At 57.4% G+C, this 18,078-nt stretch carries 19 protein-coding genes; 8 read left to right on the top strand and 11 right to left on the bottom strand.

What is annotated here, in order from left to right; translation table 11 throughout:
- Positions 1-135 precede the first annotated feature (135 nt).
- The gene (locus BUQ90_RS03665) at positions 136-1,155 is read right to left on the bottom strand and encodes a zinc-dependent alcohol dehydrogenase family protein (protein WP_239447347.1); all 1,020 of its coding nucleotides are present in this window, start codon (positions 1,153-1,155) and stop codon (positions 136-138) included.
- A gap of 124 nt (positions 1,156-1,279) precedes the next feature.
- On the opposite strand from BUQ90_RS03665, the gene BUQ90_RS03670 reads away from it, so the two are divergent.
- The 3 genes from BUQ90_RS03670 to BUQ90_RS03680 all read left to right on the top strand — a co-directional run bounded on the left by BUQ90_RS03670 (position 1,280) and on the right by BUQ90_RS03680 (position 2,968).
- The gene (locus BUQ90_RS03670) at positions 1,280-1,873 is read left to right on the top strand and encodes a CC0125/CC1285 family lipoprotein (RefSeq protein WP_074203761.1); all 594 of its coding nucleotides are present in this window, start codon (positions 1,280-1,282) and stop codon (positions 1,871-1,873) included.
- Position 1,874: 1 nt separating this feature from the next.
- Positions 1,875-2,546, top strand: coding sequence for a phosphoribosyltransferase (locus BUQ90_RS03675; protein ID WP_074203762.1), 672 nt, complete (start codon positions 1,875-1,877; stop codon positions 2,544-2,546).
- Between the two features lie 80 nt (positions 2,547-2,626).
- The gene (locus BUQ90_RS03680; protein WP_074203763.1) at positions 2,627-2,968 is read left to right on the top strand and encodes a hypothetical protein; all 342 of its coding nucleotides are present in this window, start codon (positions 2,627-2,629) and stop codon (positions 2,966-2,968) included.
- An 84-nt stretch (positions 2,969-3,052) separates the two neighbouring features.
- Here the strand turns inward: BUQ90_RS03680 and BUQ90_RS03685 are convergent, their stop codons facing one another.
- Together BUQ90_RS03685 and BUQ90_RS03690 are read right to left on the bottom strand one after the other, a co-directional pair.
- Positions 3,053-3,694 carry a response regulator transcription factor gene (locus BUQ90_RS03685; RefSeq protein WP_074203764.1) on the bottom strand — a complete coding sequence of 214 codons (642 nt, stop codon included), beginning with the start codon at positions 3,692-3,694 and terminating at the stop codon, positions 3,053-3,055.
- Entirely contained in the window at positions 3,684-5,228 is a 1,545-nt protein-coding gene (locus BUQ90_RS03690) for a PAS domain-containing sensor histidine kinase (RefSeq protein ID WP_074203765.1), read from the bottom strand. Before BUQ90_RS03690 ends, BUQ90_RS03685 begins: the two co-directional genes overlap by 11 nt.
- 204 nt (positions 5,229-5,432) lie before the next feature.
- Here BUQ90_RS03690 and BUQ90_RS03695 point away from each other — a divergent pair, with 204 nt between their 5' ends.
- Together BUQ90_RS03695 and BUQ90_RS03700 are read left to right on the top strand one after the other, a co-directional pair.
- On the top strand, positions 5,433-5,951 hold the full coding sequence (locus BUQ90_RS03695; RefSeq protein ID WP_074204855.1) for an Hsp20/alpha crystallin family protein: 519 nt from the start codon (positions 5,433-5,435) through the stop codon (positions 5,949-5,951).
- A gap of 147 nt (positions 5,952-6,098) precedes the next feature.
- Positions 6,099-6,920, top strand: a complete 822-nt coding sequence (locus tag BUQ90_RS03700) for a universal stress protein (RefSeq protein WP_074203766.1) — start codon at positions 6,099-6,101, stop codon at positions 6,918-6,920.
- Between the two features lies 1 nt (position 6,921).
- On the opposite strand, the gene BUQ90_RS03705 is transcribed toward BUQ90_RS03700, so the two are convergent.
- The 8 genes from BUQ90_RS03705 to BUQ90_RS03740 all read right to left on the bottom strand — a co-directional run bounded on the left by BUQ90_RS03705 (position 6,922) and on the right by BUQ90_RS03740 (position 13,433).
- Positions 6,922-8,472 carry an MBL fold metallo-hydrolase gene (locus tag BUQ90_RS03705; protein WP_074203767.1) on the bottom strand — a complete coding sequence of 517 codons (1,551 nt, stop codon included), beginning with the start codon at positions 8,470-8,472 and terminating at the stop codon, positions 6,922-6,924.
- A gap of 32 nt (positions 8,473-8,504) precedes the next feature.
- Positions 8,505-9,323 carry a universal stress protein gene (locus BUQ90_RS03710; protein WP_084192463.1) on the bottom strand — a complete coding sequence of 273 codons (819 nt, stop codon included), beginning with the start codon at positions 9,321-9,323 and terminating at the stop codon, positions 8,505-8,507.
- 163 nt (positions 9,324-9,486) lie between these two features.
- The gene (locus tag BUQ90_RS03715) at positions 9,487-10,119 is read right to left on the bottom strand and encodes a hypothetical protein (RefSeq protein WP_074203769.1); all 633 of its coding nucleotides are present in this window, start codon (positions 10,117-10,119) and stop codon (positions 9,487-9,489) included.
- Between the two features lie 25 nt (positions 10,120-10,144).
- Complete coding sequence (locus tag BUQ90_RS03720) at positions 10,145-10,504, bottom strand: hypothetical protein (RefSeq protein WP_074203770.1); 360 nt, start codon at positions 10,502-10,504, stop codon at positions 10,145-10,147.
- Positions 10,505-10,576: 72 nt separating this feature from the next.
- The gene (locus BUQ90_RS03725) at positions 10,577-11,005 is read right to left on the bottom strand and encodes a DUF6691 family protein (RefSeq protein WP_074204856.1); all 429 of its coding nucleotides are present in this window, start codon (positions 11,003-11,005) and stop codon (positions 10,577-10,579) included.
- Positions 10,999-11,457, bottom strand: a complete 459-nt coding sequence (locus BUQ90_RS03730) for a YeeE/YedE family protein (protein WP_275425805.1) — start codon at positions 11,455-11,457, stop codon at positions 10,999-11,001. The genes BUQ90_RS03725 and BUQ90_RS03730 overlap by 7 nt, the downstream gene beginning before the upstream one ends.
- Positions 11,454-12,311 (bottom strand): MBL fold metallo-hydrolase, encoded by an 858-nt coding sequence (locus BUQ90_RS03735; RefSeq protein ID WP_204244771.1) that lies wholly within the window; start codon positions 12,309-12,311, stop codon positions 11,454-11,456. Before BUQ90_RS03735 ends, BUQ90_RS03730 begins: the two co-directional genes overlap by 4 nt.
- 210 nt (positions 12,312-12,521) lie before the next feature.
- Entirely contained in the window at positions 12,522-13,433 is a 912-nt protein-coding gene (locus BUQ90_RS03740) for a LysR family transcriptional regulator (protein WP_074203772.1), read from the bottom strand.
- A gap of 717 nt (positions 13,434-14,150) precedes the next feature.
- Here BUQ90_RS03740 and BUQ90_RS03745 point away from each other — a divergent pair.
- The 3 genes from BUQ90_RS03745 to BUQ90_RS03755 are packed head-to-tail and all read left to right on the top strand — an operon-like array spanning position 14,151 to position 18,066.
- Positions 14,151-15,164: an HlyD family secretion protein gene (locus tag BUQ90_RS03745; RefSeq protein WP_074203773.1), complete on the top strand. Its 1,014-nt coding sequence runs from the start codon at positions 14,151-14,153 to the stop codon at positions 15,162-15,164.
- Entirely contained in the window at positions 15,164-16,939 is a 1,776-nt protein-coding gene (locus BUQ90_RS03750) for an ATP-binding cassette domain-containing protein (protein WP_074203774.1), read from the top strand. The genes BUQ90_RS03745 and BUQ90_RS03750 overlap by 1 nt, the downstream gene beginning before the upstream one ends.
- On the top strand, positions 16,939-18,066 hold the full coding sequence (locus BUQ90_RS03755; RefSeq protein WP_074203775.1) for an ABC transporter permease: 1,128 nt from the start codon (positions 16,939-16,941) through the stop codon (positions 18,064-18,066). The genes BUQ90_RS03750 and BUQ90_RS03755 overlap by 1 nt, the downstream gene beginning before the upstream one ends.
- Positions 18,067-18,078: the final 12 nt, after the last annotated feature.

Below are 18,078 nucleotides of genomic sequence, written 5' to 3' on the forward strand. Positions count from 1 at the left end.
AGCATGAACAGGCCCGGCCTGTTGGCTTGCCCTGGCCACGTGTCGAACACGCGGATTCTGGAGCAAGCAGTGATGGTTGAAGCTAGATTATTGCCGCTGCGTTCAGCGATAGGTATTTATACGGATATCCCGATATCAGGGCACCAGAACGGCCGCTCCGTTCAATCGGCCCTCGCGCACCGCCAGCAACGCGTCATTTGCTTGCGAGAGAGGGAATGTCGTAGTCGCAGGAACAATTCCTGATCTGTCGGCGGCAGCGAGAAATGTCGTTCCATCTTCCCGTGTCAGATTGGCAACCGACATGAGCGTTCGCTCGCCCCACAGGTCTTCGTAGGGAAAAGCAGGGATATCGCTCATGTGTATGCCGGCGCAAATGACCAGACCGCCTTTTCGCACGGCCTTCAGCGCCGCGGGTACGAGACCCCCTACTGGTGCAAAGATAATCGCGGCATCCAGGATCTCGGGCGGCTTGCAATCGGAACCTCCGGTCCAGACACAGCCCAGTGTTCTGGCAAAGGACTGCCCATTCTCATCCCCGGCTTTTGTGAAGGCATAAACTTTCCGGTCTTGCCAGACAGAAATTTGCGCCAGGAGATGCGCCGCCGCCCCAAAGCCGTAAAAACCGATCTTCCTGCTGTCGCCAGCCATGCGCAAGGCCCGCCAGCCGATCAGTCCGGCGCACAACAGCGGTGCAGCCTCAACATCGGAAAAACGCGCCGGTAAAGGAAAACAAAATTGTGCGTCGGCGATGACATGGCTGGCATATCCGCCATCGCGCGTACAGCCGGTAAAGACCGGTTCGTCACAAAGATTTTCCGCACCCAGCTGACAATAGGAGCAATGCCCGCAGGTGTGGCCCAACCAGGGGACGCCAATCCTGTCGCCAACAGCGATACCTTGCACCTCATCGCCGCAGGCCAGGACCCGGCCGACAATTTCGTGGCCGGGCACAACCGGATATCTTGCCACAGGAATCTCGCCGTCGAGGATATGCAAATCGGTCCGGCACACGCCGCAGGCCAGGACTTCCAGCAGAATTTCCCGGGGACCGTGATTTGCTATTGGACGCTCTGTCGCTCGCAGCGGTTTTCCCGGACCATCGATAACCATCGCGTGATATTTTCGCGGTAACTCCGTCATTTCTGCCTCGACCATTATATGGGACCGGAACCCTGAAGCACATCCGGCGAAGAACCAATCCGAACAATTACGTAGAGACAGCAGCGTCCGGACAATGAACATTGCGAGGTTGATCTGTTCGACAATTCGGAGACACGACATGGCATGGAAAACGCCATCAAAGGACATGCCGTCAGGCATCGCAGCATTGATGCTGACCCTGCTGTTATTCGGCTGTGCCACCGCGACACCTTATCAACCGGAGATTGCCGGCCAGCGTGTTTCCGGCGGCTATTCGGATACCAGGATCGCGGACGATAGCTATCGCGTCCATTTTTCGGGAAATTTTCTGACCTCGCGTGAGACGGTCGAGGGCTATTTGCTGTACCGGGCGGCAGAACTGACCTTGCAAAATGACAAGGACTGGTTCCGGATGGTCGATCATACCACCGAACGAGATCGTCGCACCTATGTGGACCGGCGGCCACGGTATCGGCCCTGGTATGGCTATGGCTACTGGCGGCCACACTGGCGCTACTATCGCGGTGGTCGCTGGACCATCTGGCATCCCTATGGAGGCGATCCGTTCTGGTACGACGATATCGATGTCCGGACAGTCGAACGGTTCGAAGCCGACGCTGTCATCGTCATGCACGATTATCCGATCGACGATGACGCCGAACGGAGCTTTGATGCCCGCCAGGTCATTGCTGACCTTGAACCGCGAATAAAACGGCCGGAAGAAAGTTCCTGACGTGAAGGGACCTGCTCCCTTTTCCAGCCGACGCGATGCCGGAAGAAAGCTGGCTGCGCGATTTGTCGGTAAAAACTCCGGCGAACCCGTCATTCTTGCCCTGCCGCGCGGGGGTGTTCCGGTGGCCTATGAAGTGGCGAAGGCCCTCCATGCCCCTCTCGATCTGCTGATGGTCCGGAAAATCGGAGCAGAAGGATGGCAGGAATATGGGCTTGGCGCGGTGATCGACGGGGACGGCCCGCATCTGGTTCTCAACGAGGGCATTGTCCGCGAACTCGCGCCAAACCCCAATTATATCCGGGCCGAAATGCGCCGACAGCTGAAGGAAATCAAACGCCGGCGTCTCATTTATCTGGGTGAGCGAAAGCCACTTGGACTGACGGACAGAAACATCATCGTGGTCGATGACGGGATTGCGACGGGTGGAACGATGCGGGCGGCACTGGAGTGCGTGCGCAAGCAAGGCCCCCGCCATATCACCATGGCTGTCCCGGTGGCGCCGCCGTCAACGCTCAACGAACTGGCGGTATTGTGTGATGACATGATCTGCCTGGTGTCCCCCGCAAATTTCGGTGCTGTGGGGAATTTCTACCGCGATTTCAGACAGACCGCGGACAGTGAAATCATCCGGTTGATGGCCGAGCTTGAACAGGAAACAGCATCAGAAACCTGATCCGGCCTCGTGGGATTTACGTAATGACGGACAAGACCTGTCATCCTAGTTCTGCCGCAACATCAACCAAGGAGTCCCCCATGAACAAGGAAGCAACGATTGCTCGCCCACTGCAAGAGCATGACTATGAAAGCCAGATCGCGGCCCTCCGCCGCGATTTTGAGCAACTTCAGGATGACGTCGCGAAACTCGGCGATGAACTTGTCGAGGATGCCGGTGAACGGGTGAAACAATTTTCGGAATTTGCCAGCGAAAAGATGAAGGAAAAAGGCGAAACGCTGCGGGAAGCTGGCGAACGCGGCAAAAATCGCGCAGCTGACGAAGTGAGACGCCATCCTTTTGCCAGCGTCCTTGGTGCCGCCAGCGCCGGACTGGCACTCGGCGCTCTGGCGCTTTGGTCGCAGAGCGGCGCTCGACCCTGACCACGACCGGCAGGAAAAAACAGCGGGCCCGGCAAACCGCCGGGACCGTCTGAAAAATTGGCTGCAGTCATCGGAATCCTGAGTTCAGCCCGCTACAGGACGCGGTCTGGCAGCCTCGGCTTCTTCCGCCGCGAACCCCAGGCGCAAGGCTTCGGCGAGACTGCGGACGCGCAGTTTTTCCATCATGTTCGCGCGGTAGATTTCCACCGTACGGGGAGATATTCCCAGATCATAGGCGATGGTCTTGTTGGGATATCCGGTCATCAGCCCATCGAGCACGTCCCGTTCACGCCCGGTGAGGCAAGCCAGCCGCACTTTGGCTTCCGAGGCAGCGATTTCCTTCAGATCTCTGTTCTCCAGACGCTGGAAAGCTTCTTCCATGGCCGCCAGCAAGGCTTCTTTCTCATAGGGTTTTTCGAGGAAATTTATCGCTCCGGCACGCATGGCCTGAACAGCTATCTCGACATCTCCGTGACCGGTCAGGATCACAACCGGCATGTCAATGCCCTGTTTGACCATTGCCTGCTGGACTTCGAGTCCATTCATTTCCGGCATCCGAATATCCAGCAGCACGCAGCCGCGCTCGGCGTTTTTTGCGATCTTGAGAAAAGCGACACCCGACTCTACGGGACGGACCTTGAAACCGGCATGGCGCAGCATGAAGGCGGCAGACCGGCGTACCGCATCATCATCATCGACAACATAGACCAGGCGATCATTCATCATCCAGTTCCTCCTCGGTTTTGGGCAGGGTAACCCGAAAAATCGTTCCGCCCTCAGGATTGGGTTCAACGGTGATTTTTCCTTCATGGGCCTCGATAATTGTGCGACAGATGGAAAGGCCCAGTCCCATTCCACCTCTTTTCGTACTGGCAAAAGGATCGAAAATCCTTTCGCCAACTTCGGGATCAATTCCGCTCCCCGTATCAGAGACGCTGATCTGTACCGCATTCTCGGGGATCGAATTGACGGTGATCGTCAGTTTTTTGACCGAGCTGTCAGCCATCGCTTCGATCGCATTGCGCATCAGATTGACCATGACCTGCTGGATCTGGACCCGGTCGACAAAAACATGGTTGGTATCGGGCGCAATCCGGACGGTACTTTCCACGCCCTTGTCATAAGCTCCGACCAGCCCCAGCGTGGTCGCATCTTCGACCAGCTGCGCTATCGACAATTGCTGCCGCTTCATCTCGCCCTTCGAAACAAATTCGCGCAACCGACGGATGATTTTTCCGGCGCGGAGACTTTCCGAGACGCTCTCCTGCAAGGCTTCACCCAGAAATTCCCTGTTGATATGATCGCCTTCGTCAACCAGGTCTCTGGCTGCGGAAAGATAGTTGGCAATGGCGGTGAGCGGCTGATTGATTTCGTGCGCCAGCGCCGACGCCAATGTGCCTACGGCGCTCAATCGGGACGCGTGCAGCAGTTCGGCCTGGAGCGCCTGAAGCTCTCCTTCCGTCGCTTTTTTGTCAGTCAGGTCGACAATGAAGCCGGTAAACAGCCGATCATCTCCGGCAATGGCCTCGCCGACGTCAAGGCGCATCGGAAAGACGGTACCGTCCTTTTTGAGTCCCTCGACCTCTCGCCCTTTTCCAATGATCCGCTTGGTCCCGGTTTCCAGATACCGCTGCATGAACCGGTCATGGTTTGCAGCATGATATTCCGGCATAAGGATCCGGACGTTTTGACCGACAACCTCTTGTTCGGCATATCCGAACAACGTTTGCGCCGCCTTGCTGAATGACGTTATCAAACCTTGCTCGTCGGCGACCACCATCGCATCGGGCACCGTATCCAGGATAGATTGCACAATGGAACCGGATCGCTCGGACCTGTCCAGCGCCGCCCGCCAATCCGTGATGTCGCGGCAGGTGCTGACAACCGCTTCGGTATCGCCGTTCCTGTCAAACAACGGGGCCAACCGGCACTCCATCAAATGGACAGAACCGTTCAGGGAGGTCATTTCAAAGTGAATCGGCCGGAAATTTGTCTGTTTGTTACATCGAAAAACCTGGTCCAGATCTTTCAGATATTCCTCGTGATATTGTTCGTGAATCAGGCACAAGGGCGCTCCCTCAGGCAAGTCTTCGAAACGGCTGACACCGATCAGATCCAGGCCCGCCTGATTCAGATCTATCAGACAGTGATCCCGATCGATGACCGCGACACATTCGGGTAATGTTGCAAGCACGGCTTCGAGATAGGATTGCCTGTCGGCCGTGATGCCGGTTTTCTCGAGTACCGCGCTTTCCTTCATGTCAGAGTCTCTCCCGAAGCCCGGCAAACATATCGCAAATCGGCAGAAGTCCAAAACCCGGCCCTGCAATTCCACAAGAGGCGCCGATGGGAAAACCGGAAATACGTAGTTTCCCTTAGGGAACAGAGCGGATTTTGTGCGGCGGGCGGGGGTAATATTGCCGACACAGGGGCAAGAAGATTCGATATGAATGAGGAAAGCAAAATGGCAAAGAAAAAATCCAAACTGCCGGCTGCAGCCGGATCCGCCAGCCGGCTCGATATACCCGTCTCGGCGACCGGAAATGTCTGGCAACCATTTTCCCGAATGCGCGAAGAGTTTGACCGGATGTTTGATGACATTCCCGGCAATGCTTTCGGCTCCCGGATGATGCAGAAATTGTACGATAGTGCAGATCCAGCTGTCGAACTGCGCGACAAGAAGGACGAATATGAACTGGTAGCCGAGGTTCCGGGCATGAGCAGCGATGATATTGAGATCAAGCTCAGCGACGGGGTGTTGCGGCTGAAAGGCGAGAAATCCGAAAGCCACGAAGAAGAAGGCGAAAGCTTCATGTTTTCCGAGCGGCATTATGGCAGTTTTGAACGGGCAATCAAATTGCCAAACGGCGTCGATCACAAGAAAATCAGCGCCGACGCCAGGGATGGCTTGCTGACAGTGCACATTCCGAAAAGTGCCGAAGCGATTCAGAAGGAACGCAAGATCCCTATCAACACTGCCTGAATGGCGGGTTGAGCAGGTGCGCAGGCCGCCGTCCTTTCACCCCCCAAACGCCCCGATTCCCCCGCGTGACGAAAGGATGGCGGTCTGTAGCTCTTGCTGGCGATCAGAGAGCCAATGGCAAAAGACTCGGTAATCCAGGAGGACAGAATGCAGCATCAACCCGTCCTTCTGGCTACTGATTTGACCGCAAGATGCGACCGTCCGCTGGACCGGGCACTTCTTTTGGCGAGCCATTGGAATTGCCCGCTTCATATTGTTCATGTCATCGAACCGAAAGATTCCGAAAAGAAGGGACTGGTTCCCAGGGACATTTCCAGCCGGATCCGGGCCGAACTTCCGGAAACCGGCGTGGATGTCCGGATCAGTGTCCAGATGGGTGACATCTGTGACGAAATCCTGAAAGTGGCAAAGCAGGAAAAGTGCAGGCTAATCGTTACCGGCGTTGCGCATTATGACGGACTCCGGGATATTTTTCTTGGCACGCCTGTGGATCATTTGCTGCGCAGTGCACCCATGCCCGTACTGCTCGTCAAGCGCAGGCCACTCCGGCCCTATGCCAATATATTGATCGCGACAGATTTCTCGGATTGCTCGCTCAAGGCCCTCAACTGCGCCGCGCGGCTATTTCCGGATTCTGCGCTGCATCTTGTTCATGCCTATCGCCCTCCTTATTCCGGCTGGCTGAAATCCGGGTCCGGGGAAAAGGACGCCGTCAGGGAAACAGGAAAGTCCATGGAGCGCTTCCTGGCTCAGACCACGATCAGTAACGAGACATTTGAACGCTTGACCTCGACAACAGAGCAAGGTGAACTGGCTGAAATACTCAGGAACAGGATTGCGGAATCTGAAGCGGATCTGGTTGTGCTCGGTGCGATCGGAAAAACCGGTACCCTGCAAACCAGTGTTGGCAGCAATGCCCGGATTGTATTGGGCTGGATCAGGCAGGATGTACTTGTGGTCCGCCAATAGGTCAGACACGTTCGTCCAGTGCGCGTTTGAGCGCTTCCAGCATTTTCTCCCTGTCACGATCGGATTCCAGTGATCTGATCCGGTGTTCCATTGACGCACGCAAGGCCGCGAGCCGCGAAGTCCAGTCCCGGGATGCGACAAGCTTCTCCGCATCCGGCCGGGCGGAACGCAACCGGCTGGCCGCTCTGGCGGGTTCGAGATTCCATGTTTCGCCCAGTGCAGGGATGGCCACATCCGGAGCAATTCCCGCCGCCGACATTTCGCCGGCCAGCGATTTCAGGCTGCTCGCCTCGCCATGGACCAGGAAGAGGGTTCCGGTCACGGGACTGCGATCCCGGACCCAGTGGAGCAATCCGCTGCGGTCGGCATGGTTGGAATAGCCGTCGAGGCTCGTAATCCTTGCATTCACAACAACATCATTGCCGGAAATCCGGACGGCCTCGGCCCCATCACGCAATACCGATCCGAGGGTACCGGCAGCCTGAAAGCCGGTAAACAATATGCGCGCGCGCCGGTCTGGCAAATTGCGAACAAGATGGTGCCGGATGCGGCCGCCTTCACACATTCCCGAACCTGCGACAATGACTATGCCTGTCATCCGGTTCAGTCTTTTGGACTCGTTGACCGACTGAATGAAGCGGATATTGCGACGCTTCATGACGTCCAGTCCGCTGTTGCGATAATGCAAAATCGCCTCTGTCACTTTCTGGGCCAGAGGCGCATCGAGAAAGACGTTCACCGGTGATAGCCGCCGGGAGTCAAAAAGCGCCGAGAGATCCTCGAGTATGACCTGGGTGCGTTCAACAGCGAAAGCAGGGATCAGAAGATTCCCGCCATTGCTGATGGTTTCCTCAACATAGCGCGCCAGGGCTTCGCGTCGGTCGCTTATCAGAATGTCCTCGCGGTCACGGTCGCCATAGGTAGACTCGCAAATAATATGGTCATACCCGCCAAGTTCGACATCCGGACAAGGCACGGATGCACCCGATCCAATGTCACCGGAAACCAGTATTCGCTGCCCCGCGACCGTGATTTCGGCGGAGGCGGAACCCACAATGTGGCGGGCGTCCCAAAAGCGTATCGAGACTCGATTGCCGAGATCCATTTGCTCACAATATTCGGCTGTCCGGATTTTCCTGTACAGTGCCGTAATGTCTGGCCCGCCGTAAAGTGGCGAAAATCTGGGCAGTCCCGCCCGGTCAGCCCGGCGATTTCGCCGTTCTGCCGAGGCCGCCTGGAGCTTGGCGGAATCCTGGAGCAGGGGTTTGAGTATGTCCGCCGTCGCCCGGGTGCAAAAGCAAGGCGCCTTGCACCGCTCGGCGTAAAGCTTCGGCAGCCGTCCGCTGTGATCGAGATGGGCATGGGTGAGAATGATGGCATCCAGTTCCCGCGGATCAAACGGGAGTCGCTCGTAGTTGAGTTTCTCGAGGGAACGGGTACCCTGAAACATGCCGCAATCGACAAGAATGGTTTTGCCAGCACCGCGAATTTCAAAGCAGGATCCGGTGACGGTTCCTGCTGCCCCGTGAAATGCGATTGTTACTCCACCCATTCACACTTCTCCCGCGGGTCAACTGCTCCTGACTAATGCGATACGATCAACGGGACAGGACTGTCCTTGAACATGCTTCTCGTCACGCCGCCGAACAGGAACTGGCGAGCGCGGCCGTGGCCATAGGCCCCCATCACCAGGTATCCTGCGCCAAGAGTTTCAACCGTCGACAACAGCGCCGTATCAACGGAAGATTTTTCGGCTTGCTGCTCGTGCACTTCCGACTTGATGCCGTGACGCGAGAGATATTCGCATGCGTCGAGCGGCGGCAGGTCATGATCCTTGTCTTCCGCAATCGTGACAATGTGGACATCACTGGACAGTTTCAGCAGCGGGATCGCCGATCGCAACGCGTTGCCGGCCTCGAAACTGCCGTTCCAGGCGACAACCGCGGGTCCGGCGACATTGAATTTTTTCACGGTATCCGGCTGAACCAGCAAAGGCACACGCGTATCAAACAGCACTTCACCCAAAATCCCCAGCGGAATGGCACTGTCCCAGTCACCGCTGGCCGAGCTGAGAACAATGATGTCCATCAGCGCCGAGCATCTGGTCAATCCGCGCGATGCATCGGCATTTTCTTCGGAATAGTCCCAGGAAACATCTTCATCCGCGAGACGTTTCTCGATCCGCTTCCACAGCTCTTCGTCCGCCTTGTAAGTCATCTTCGCAATGTCATACATGACCGACATTCCGGTGACGCCGTCAAAAGCCATCTGCGGGTGATAGGGGTTGGAACGCAGGCAGTGGAGATGACCATCCACGGCACGGGTCAGATCCAGCGCCGCCTGCAATCGGGCCTCAAGGCCGGGATCATCGTTGATATGGAGCAGCACCGACTTCATCATCATTCTCCTTTTCGGGCAGATTCCGGACACCGGAAACAGTCACTGGGGAAAATCTAGGCGGCGACATATTCGCGGTGTATCAGGGATGTTACGGAGCCGATTGGTCAGTCGAGTATTTACCAGGTAGGCCTGGCAAAGAAGCTGACACCCCTGTCGTTACGCGACTTCATGGCTCGCCATCTTCGGTTGGCTTGTCTGTGGGGGTCTGCCACTGAAAGGCCTTGATCAGCTCCATCAGGGCTTCCTGTGCCGGTTCATCAATATGCTGCGGATATGATGCGATCAGCCGCGCATCCCAATAGCCATAGTCAATTGCGGTCAGGCTGAAATGCCAGGGTGTCTTGTCCTTCTCTCCGTCAAAAATGCCCTGAAAGGCTTCGAGGTCCGGTCGGCCGGAGACGAAATAGTCTCCCTCGGACATGATGGACGCGCTGGAATAGTGCGAGAGCAGATCCGGCTTGACGATAAGATAGTGATTTTTCGCGTCGAGATCTTCCAGATGCACCACGGCAATCTTGATATCGACAATTTGGCCCTCAATCTCTTTAACATAACCGATCTCGAAATTGTTGCCGCTGAAGTCGGCCGTCATCTCGCATTCGCGCCGAAATCCGGCCACGAGAGACGGGAATGCAAAGCCGCTGTCCTTGTGCACGATCTCATAGCTGCTGCTGTCGAATTTCAGCGGATCGATCATCTGGTCTTTTCCGACCACGCACTGCGCAGCTGCCGGAACGGAAGCAATGCCGACCAGCGCTGCTGCGGCCAGCAAAGGCCGGATGATGAATTTGCCGATCATGTCATTCTCCCTTTTTCCAAAGCGCTCAATCGTGACAGCTCACCACCTTGAATGGCAGTTCGCTGCCATCGGTCTCGGTAATTGTCAGATATTCGCCGACCTGGAGCGGATGATCCTTGAGACGGAAAATCGTTTCATCATCATCGTCCCCAGCCCGGTAGGAAAAGGCCCAGCCTTTTGCCGAAGCAATGACAACGCCTTTCTGATCCGGTTCCCCGCGCCAGAAACGCCGGACCTCCGGTCGTTTTTCCGCCTCTTTCAAGGCCTCGGGTTCAATATATCCGGCTTCATCGAGCGGCACGCGAAAGACATAGGCATGGGCTGCAGACCCGTTGGGATAATCAGAAGTGCGGGCCAGTTCGAGGCGGATGGTCTTCCAGGTCATGCCGCATGCTTGCCTGTCTCGTCCTGGCTGCGCGATACGCAATATTGCGTAGTTGCAGGGATACTGCGCTGATTAGGAATCCTCTTTCCTGGCAACCAGTCGCGCCATCAGCATTCCAAAGATCATGAACACCACAAAAATCAGTGCACTGCCCGGCACCAGGGCGATCCCGACAAGTGCGGGTCCGGGACACAGGCCGCTGATGCCCCAGCCGATTCCGAACAGCACCGCTCCCAGCAACAGCCTGGCGTCAATCGGATTGGTATCAGGCAATGCGAAACGCGATGCGGCCAGCGGTTTTTCCAGCTGCATCCGGACAAACCAGGCAATCGCCATGGGAACTATCGCTCCGCCCATGACGAACAACAGGGTCGGATCCCAGTTTCCCAGTATGTCCAGAAAATCCCGGACCCGTGTCGGATCTGCCATGCCCGATAGGGCCAGTCCGGCACCGAATAGGATCCCGGCGAACAGGCCAATGGCAATATCGCGCGTCACCAGCCGAGCTCCCAGTATTTCATCAGGATCACGGTGAGCATGCCCGACCCGATAAAGGTCGCTGTTGCCAGCAAGGAACGCGGGGACAGCCGTGATACCCCGCACACTCCGTGTCCGCTGGTACAACCGCTGCCGAGACGCGTGCCAAAGCCAACCACCGTCCCGCCGACCACCAGCATCAGCATAGAGGGCGGATAGCGAGTCAGCACTGGGCCGAAGGCCAGCTCAAACAGGAGCCCGCCGAGGGGCAATCCCACGATAAAAGCCGCCGCCACCCGCTTGCGCATGCCACTCTGTGAAATGGCCATTGTTCGCGCCAGCAAACCGCTGACACCAGCAATGCGGCCCAGTCCAAGCAGCATGATTGCTGCGGCGATTCCGATCATCGTTCCGCCGATATAGCCCCGCAGCCAGACGTCCGCAGGCAGGATTGTCAGGTCGGGATCGAGCGTCACAGCACGTCCAGCGGAATCTTGAGATATCGCGTCCCGTTATCTTCTGCTTCCGGAAAAAAGCCGGCACGCATGTTGACCTGCACTGACGGAAGGATCAGCCTGGGCATGTCCAGCGTCCTGTCTCGCGTTGTCCGCATGGCCACAAACTCCTTCTCCGTGACGCCCTGATGGACATGAATGTTGTGCTCGCGCTCTTCCGCCACCGTCGATTCCCATGCATAGTAATCCCGCCCTTCCGCCATATAGTCATGGCACATGAACAATCTGGTATGGTCTGGCAAAGACAAGATTCGCCGGACTGACTGATAGAGCGCCTGGGCATCGCCGCCCGGGAAGTCGCAGCGCGCCGTACCATAGTCCGGCATGAACAGCGTATCCCCCACAAACACTGAATCGCCGACGACATAGGCGAGATCTGCCGGTGTATGGCCCGGAACGTGCAACGCTATGACCGGTACAGAGCCGATGTTAAACTGGTCACCATCCTCGAAAAGCCGGTCGAACTGCGACCCGTCATGACGGAAATCATCCCCCGTGTTGAACAGTTTCGCAAACACGCCCTGCACCGTGGTGATCAAATGGCCAATGGCGATTTTGCCACCGACCTTCTCCTGCAAATAGGGGGCAGCAGTCAGGTGGTCGGCATGAGCATGGGTCTCGAGCAGCCAGTCGACTGTCAGATCGTTGTTCCGTATATGGTCAACAACCGCGTCCGCAGAACCGTGCGACGTTCGCCCCGAAGACGGATCATAGTCGAGCACAGGGTCGATAATCGCCGCCAACCGGCTGGCCGGATCGTGCACGACATGACTGGCGGTAAAGGTGGCCTCATCGAAAAAGGTGCGAATGACCATCCTGGAACGATCAAAGCCCTCAATCTGTCTGGTTGCTGTTTCAATCGCGAATACCGTCAAATCCCGGGCTCCTGCATCCCTGTCATCCGTGCAATTGCGTCTCTGCCTTGTCCCGGTGGACATGCACATCCGTAAAGTACCGGATATTCGACAGCGATGAACCGCCGACGTTGCCACGGGTTATGGCGGCCCATAGCGGGGTGTTTTCACTTAAGCGGCGTGGACCACGGAAAGATGGGGAGGTCGCCGGGCGATCGAAAGCTGTATCTGCTCAACGACAAAGTCAATCACGGCACGGATATGGGGCTGTCGGCGCGCTTCATCGGTCGTTACCATCCAGCCGGGTGTTGTGAGTTCGGGAATCGGGGGCAACAGCCTGACGAGACCGCGTATGTCATCGCCCATGAGGCAGGGTAGAACAGAAGCGCCAATCCCGGATCGTACACTCGTGATGATGCTCGAAAGCGAGTTCAGCCGATGCGCGACCTCCGCCTCCTGCACATTCTCGGCCAACCATTTGTTGATGCTGCTTTCGCGGTCCACCGACGTGACAAGCGGATAACGGATCATTTCGGACAGATCTTCAGGCATCCCCAGTTCAGAAACCAGCTGCTCACTGGCATAAAAGCTTTCCTGCATGTCAATCAGGTGGCGAACGATCAGCGTTTCTTGCGTCGGTTTGGGACCAAACCTGATCGCAATATCTGCTTCTCCACGCGCAAGATCGAGATTCTGGTCTGACGTTATTATCTCCACCCGGAGGTCTGGATAGCGTGCGCGGAGCAAGCCTAATGCCGGGACGATCCAGGCATTGGCCGCGGATTCCACGGTGGTCAGTCGCACCGTGCCGGCAATCCGGCGGGCCTCTGCGGCGATGCTGTCAGAGAATGACAGAACGGCCGCTTCAACCGATTCAGCGGAAGGGAGAACGGATTCCCCGCGGGGTGTCAGGCTATATCCGGAAGACTTCCGGATAAACAGTTTTACCCCGATCATCTCCTCAAGTGCGGTCACCCGGCGGGATACGGTCGACTGGCTCACTTTGAGTTGTTTCGAAGCAGCCAGCGTACTGCCTGTCCGGGCGACGGCGAGAAAATATCGCAGGTCATTCCAGTCCAACATTGCTGATTCTCCTGATGAAATCCGAGTTATGCGTTTTTGCATAACATATTTGCAATACTGGTGTTAGCGCAACGATCCGCATCGATGTATCTAAAGTTCAAGACGATGGAATGGTCCACCGCCTAAATCGAAATCCAAAGAGTGGAGAAACATGATGACCAAATTCTATCCAGCCGCATTCGCAAGTGCACTTCTGGCTTCTGTGACAAGCTTTTCGCTTGCTCTCTCAGCGTCGCCTCTGACAATTCTCGCAGTGTAACGGCGTTCATAATCAACATCCCGTCGCGGATAAACAGCACTTTCCTCCCCCAGAGTGCCTCAGCATCTCCCCGCCAGTCCCCCCTGGCGGGGAGATTTTTTTTGCAGAACAGCGATCAAAGAATTTCGCGACATTCTGGCCATTTGGCGAGATCCTGGCGGACATGATGACAGGTGAAACCCGGCCTCAAGCTGTGCTCCCTGCCGCTCCAGGTGGTTTCCGCACATCGAACCCCCGCCACGCCCATGCATAGTGTGGCCCAATGAACACAGGGACATGGTCCCTTTTACCGGCAACGCCATTTTGCCTGACCTGGACCTTCCAGCAAAAGCGCTGTCCTATCAAACCCTTGAGTCTCATGTGCTTTTTGCTGATTCGCCGAAGCCAAAAAATTCGACAAGGTCGCTTTTTCTGGTTAGTTACCGCTAAGCCTTGGCGCCAGACCGAAGGATGAAGTGATGGAAAAGAGGAGGAGTTCGGCCCGGATCGCGATTGTGGTTCTGGTCATTCTGGCAGCGGTCGCGCTGTATTTCCTGTTTCGTGATCCTGCCGGAGACCGGCAAACCGAATTTCTCGGCAATATTGATGTGCGCGAAGTCGAGCTGGGCTTCGAGCTCCAGGGCCGGATCGCTGCGATGAATTTTGACGAAGGCGATCGGGTGCGCAAGGGCGACCTGATGGCGACGCTCGACACCGCGCTGCTCGAGGACCGGATTCGCTCGGCTACGGCCGGTATGGAAGCGGCACAGGCGGAGATGTCCCGGGTCAAAAACGGCAATCGCCCGGAAGAAATCGCAATTGCCCGGTCGGATGTGCAGCGACGGCAGAGTGCCCTCACTGAGGCCGCACGGGAATATGACCGCCGCCGGAAACTGGTCGAAAGTGGCGCCGTCTCGCGCGCCGATTTTGATGCTTCGCGGCGGCGCTTTGATCAGGCGAAAGCCGATCTGGAAGCCGGGCGACAAAATCTCAAACTGCTGCGGTCAGGAAGCCGTCAGGAAGATATCCGGCTGTCCGAAGCGTCGGCATCCACCGCCCGCGCGGAACTGGCAGAAGCCCGGACCCGGCTGGGCAAATCGCAGTTGACCGCGCCTTCAGATGGTGTGGTGACCTCCCGGATCGAGGAGCCTGGTGCGATTGCCGGCGCCGGTGCGCCGATCTACCGGCTGACCATCGACCGGCCGGTTCATGTCCGCGCCTATGCCGCCGAGACCGCGCTGAGCTATCTCAAGCCGGGAACAAAGGTTTCCGTTCACGCCGACGGCACCGACAAGAGCTGGTCCGGCAAAATTGGTTATGTATCACCCAAGGCCGAGTTCACGCCGAAAACCGTGCAGACGCAGGACATGCGGACGGATCTGGTTTACCGCTTCCGTGTGGTCGTGGACAATCCCGATGGTGGATTGCGTCAGGGGCAGCCAGTTACGGTCCGGCTCGCTTCAGGTGAAGCCGACGAAAAAAGCGGGAGCTGATGGACCGGCAAAGCCCCCTGATCGAAGCCAGGGGCCTGGCCATGGATTTTGCAGAAGCTGATCGTCCCGCGCTGCAGGAGATCGATCTCGGATTGCTGCCCGGCGAGATTGTCGGTCTTGCGGGACCGGATGGGGCCGGCAAGACCACTCTGGTTCGCATCCTCGCCGGACTGATGCAGCCATCGGCCGGCGAAGTCATGCTGGCTGGCGACAATTTGTATGCCGATCCCGCTCTCGCACAGCAGAGCATCGGCTACATGCCACAACGGTTCGGGCTCTATCAGGACCTTACCGTGCTCGAGAACCTTCGTCTCTATGCCGATCTGCGCGGACTGTCGGCCGGAGAGCGGGAAGAAAGCTTTGACCGGTTGCTCGGCTTTGCCGATCTGACCGCCTTCACGTCCCGGCCGACAGGCAAATTGTCCGGCGGCATGAAACAGAAGCTCGCGCTGGCCTGTACCCTGATCAACCGGCCGAAGGTGCTGCTGCTCGACGAGCCCGGCGTCGGGGTCGACCCGATCTCGCGCATCGAACTCAAAAAAATGGTCGACGCGCTGGCTGAAGAGGGGCACGCGATCCTCTGGTCCAGCGCCTATATGGACGAGGTCGAGAGTTTTGAACGGATCCTGCTGCTCAACGAGGGCGAGGCGGTTTTCCGGGGGCCACCGGCGGAACTGGTCAGTCGGGTCGAGGGGCGCGTTTTTTTGCTCGATTGCGAGCCGGAGCATCGCCGGGACACAGTCGACCGCCTGCAGGATAATCCTGCCATTCTTGATGTGTCGATCCAGGGCCGTGCGATCCGACTGCTGCTGGCTGACCGGGAGCCGGCAACAATGGCAGATATCCGGAGCGGGCAAACCGGCAGCCTGGTTCCTGCGCGCCCGCGACTGGAAGATGGCTTTTTCGATATATTGGGGCCGGATGAAAACCGGTTCGATCTGGTTGCTGAGCGATATCGGGAAATTGGCGACGTTTCCGGCTCACAGATCATTGCCGATGGCATGGCCAAGAGCTTTGGCGACTTTCCGGCCGTGCGGTCGATCAGTTTTGACATTGGCCGCGGAGAAATTTTCGGGCTGCTCGGGCCAAATGGTGCCGGCAAGTCCACGACGTTCAAAATGCTCTGCGGCCTGTTGTCTCCGACCGCCGGGGCCGGAAGTGTCGCCGGGCATGACCTCAGGACTTCGCGCAGTGAAGCCCGCGGGGCGCTGGGTTATATGGCGCAGAAATTCTCGCTCTATGGTGACCTGTCGGTACGGCAGAATCTGGAGTTTTTCGCAGGCGTTTATGGCCTTTCGGGGGCCAGGGCCACGGAGCGGATTCAGGACATGATCGAAGCGTTTGATCTCGACTCTGTACTTCACCAGAACAGCTCCGGCATTCCGCTCGGTTTTCAGCAGCGGCTCGCCTTTGCCTGTGCAGTGATCCACGAACCGCCGGTGCTGTTTCTGGATGAGCCAACATCCGGCGTCGATCCCCGCACCCGGCGCGAGTTCTGGCAGATCATCAATGATCTGGTGCAAAAGGGCGTCACCGTGCTGGTCACCACGCATTTCATGGACGAAGCCGAATATTGCGATCGTCTGGTTCTGATCCACCATGGCGAAGCCATTGCACTTGGCACGCCGGACGACCTGAAGCAGCTCGCGCAGCAAAAAGATCCGGAGACACCACCGACCATGGAAGGCGCCTTCGTCACACTGATCCAGAATCATCAGTCAGAGGACAGGCCAGACAGTTCCGGCGCAGTCAGTTTGCAGGAGGCGGAAAGCTGATGGCCGGCCGGTTCGCCCCGCGCCGGTTGACCGCTTTGATGGTCAAGGAAACGCTGCAGATCCTGCGCGACCCGTCCAGTCTGATCGTCGCCTTTTTCATGCCGCTGCTAATGCTGTTCCTGTTCGGATATGGTGTCTCGCTCGATCCCAACCGGATGAAGATGGGACTGGTCCAGCAGGGCACGGGGAGCTATTCGCAGGCACTCGCATCCGATTATGTCAACTCGCCGTATTTTGACGTGCAGCCAGGCCAGACCGTCCAGGAATTTTCGGATGAGATGGCGGCCGGTCACATCTGGGGAATCGTGGTTATTCCATCGCAATTTGACCGGGATGTGCACAAGACCGGCCCGGATCCGCTGATCCAGATCATCACCGATGCCAGCAATCCCAACAGCGCCCAGTTTTTCGCGGGATACAGCCAGGGCGTGTATGAAAACTGGAAACAGCAGATGCTCGCCGAACGGGGTGTCGATGTCGCGCCGCCGGTGTCGGTCAGCGCACAATATCTCTATAACGAGCAACTGGCGAGCCGCTTCTTCCTGATCCCCGGGTCGATTGCGATGATCCTCACCATGGTCGGCAGTCTGCTGACCTCGCTGCTGATCGCGCGGGAATGGGAGCGCGGCACGATGGAGACGTTGATTTCGACGCCGGTTACGGTGGCCGAGCTGATCGTGTCCAAGCTCATTCCCTATGTCGTGCTCGGCCTGATTGCGTCAGCGATCTGCATTTTTCTGGCGCTGGCGGTTTTCGGTCTGCCATTCCGCGGATCGTTCGTCATGCTGGTGCTGTTGCTGCTGGTATTTCTCATCCCGTGCCTGGCACAGGGACTGCTGCTCTCGGCACTGACCAAGAGCCAGTTTGTTGCATCGCAAGTGGCCGTGATCCTGGCCTTTCTGCCATCCTTCCTGTTGTCGGGCTTCATTTTCGAGATTTCCTCGATGCCGCGCTGGGTCCAGTTCATCACCTATCTGTTTCCCGGCCGGTACATGATTCCGCCGCTGCAGAGCATATTCCTGACCGGCGATGTCTGGTCGCTGCTCATCCCGAACATGACTATCTTGTTCCTGTTCGGGGTGTTTTTCTTTGGCATGACGATGCGGGTGACCAGGAAAAATGTGTGAGAGGCGACAGAC

The organism is Parasphingorhabdus marina DSM 22363, assembly GCF_900128895.1.
GTDB classification, from domain to species: Bacteria; Pseudomonadota; Alphaproteobacteria; order Sphingomonadales; family Sphingomonadaceae; genus Parasphingorhabdus; species Parasphingorhabdus marina.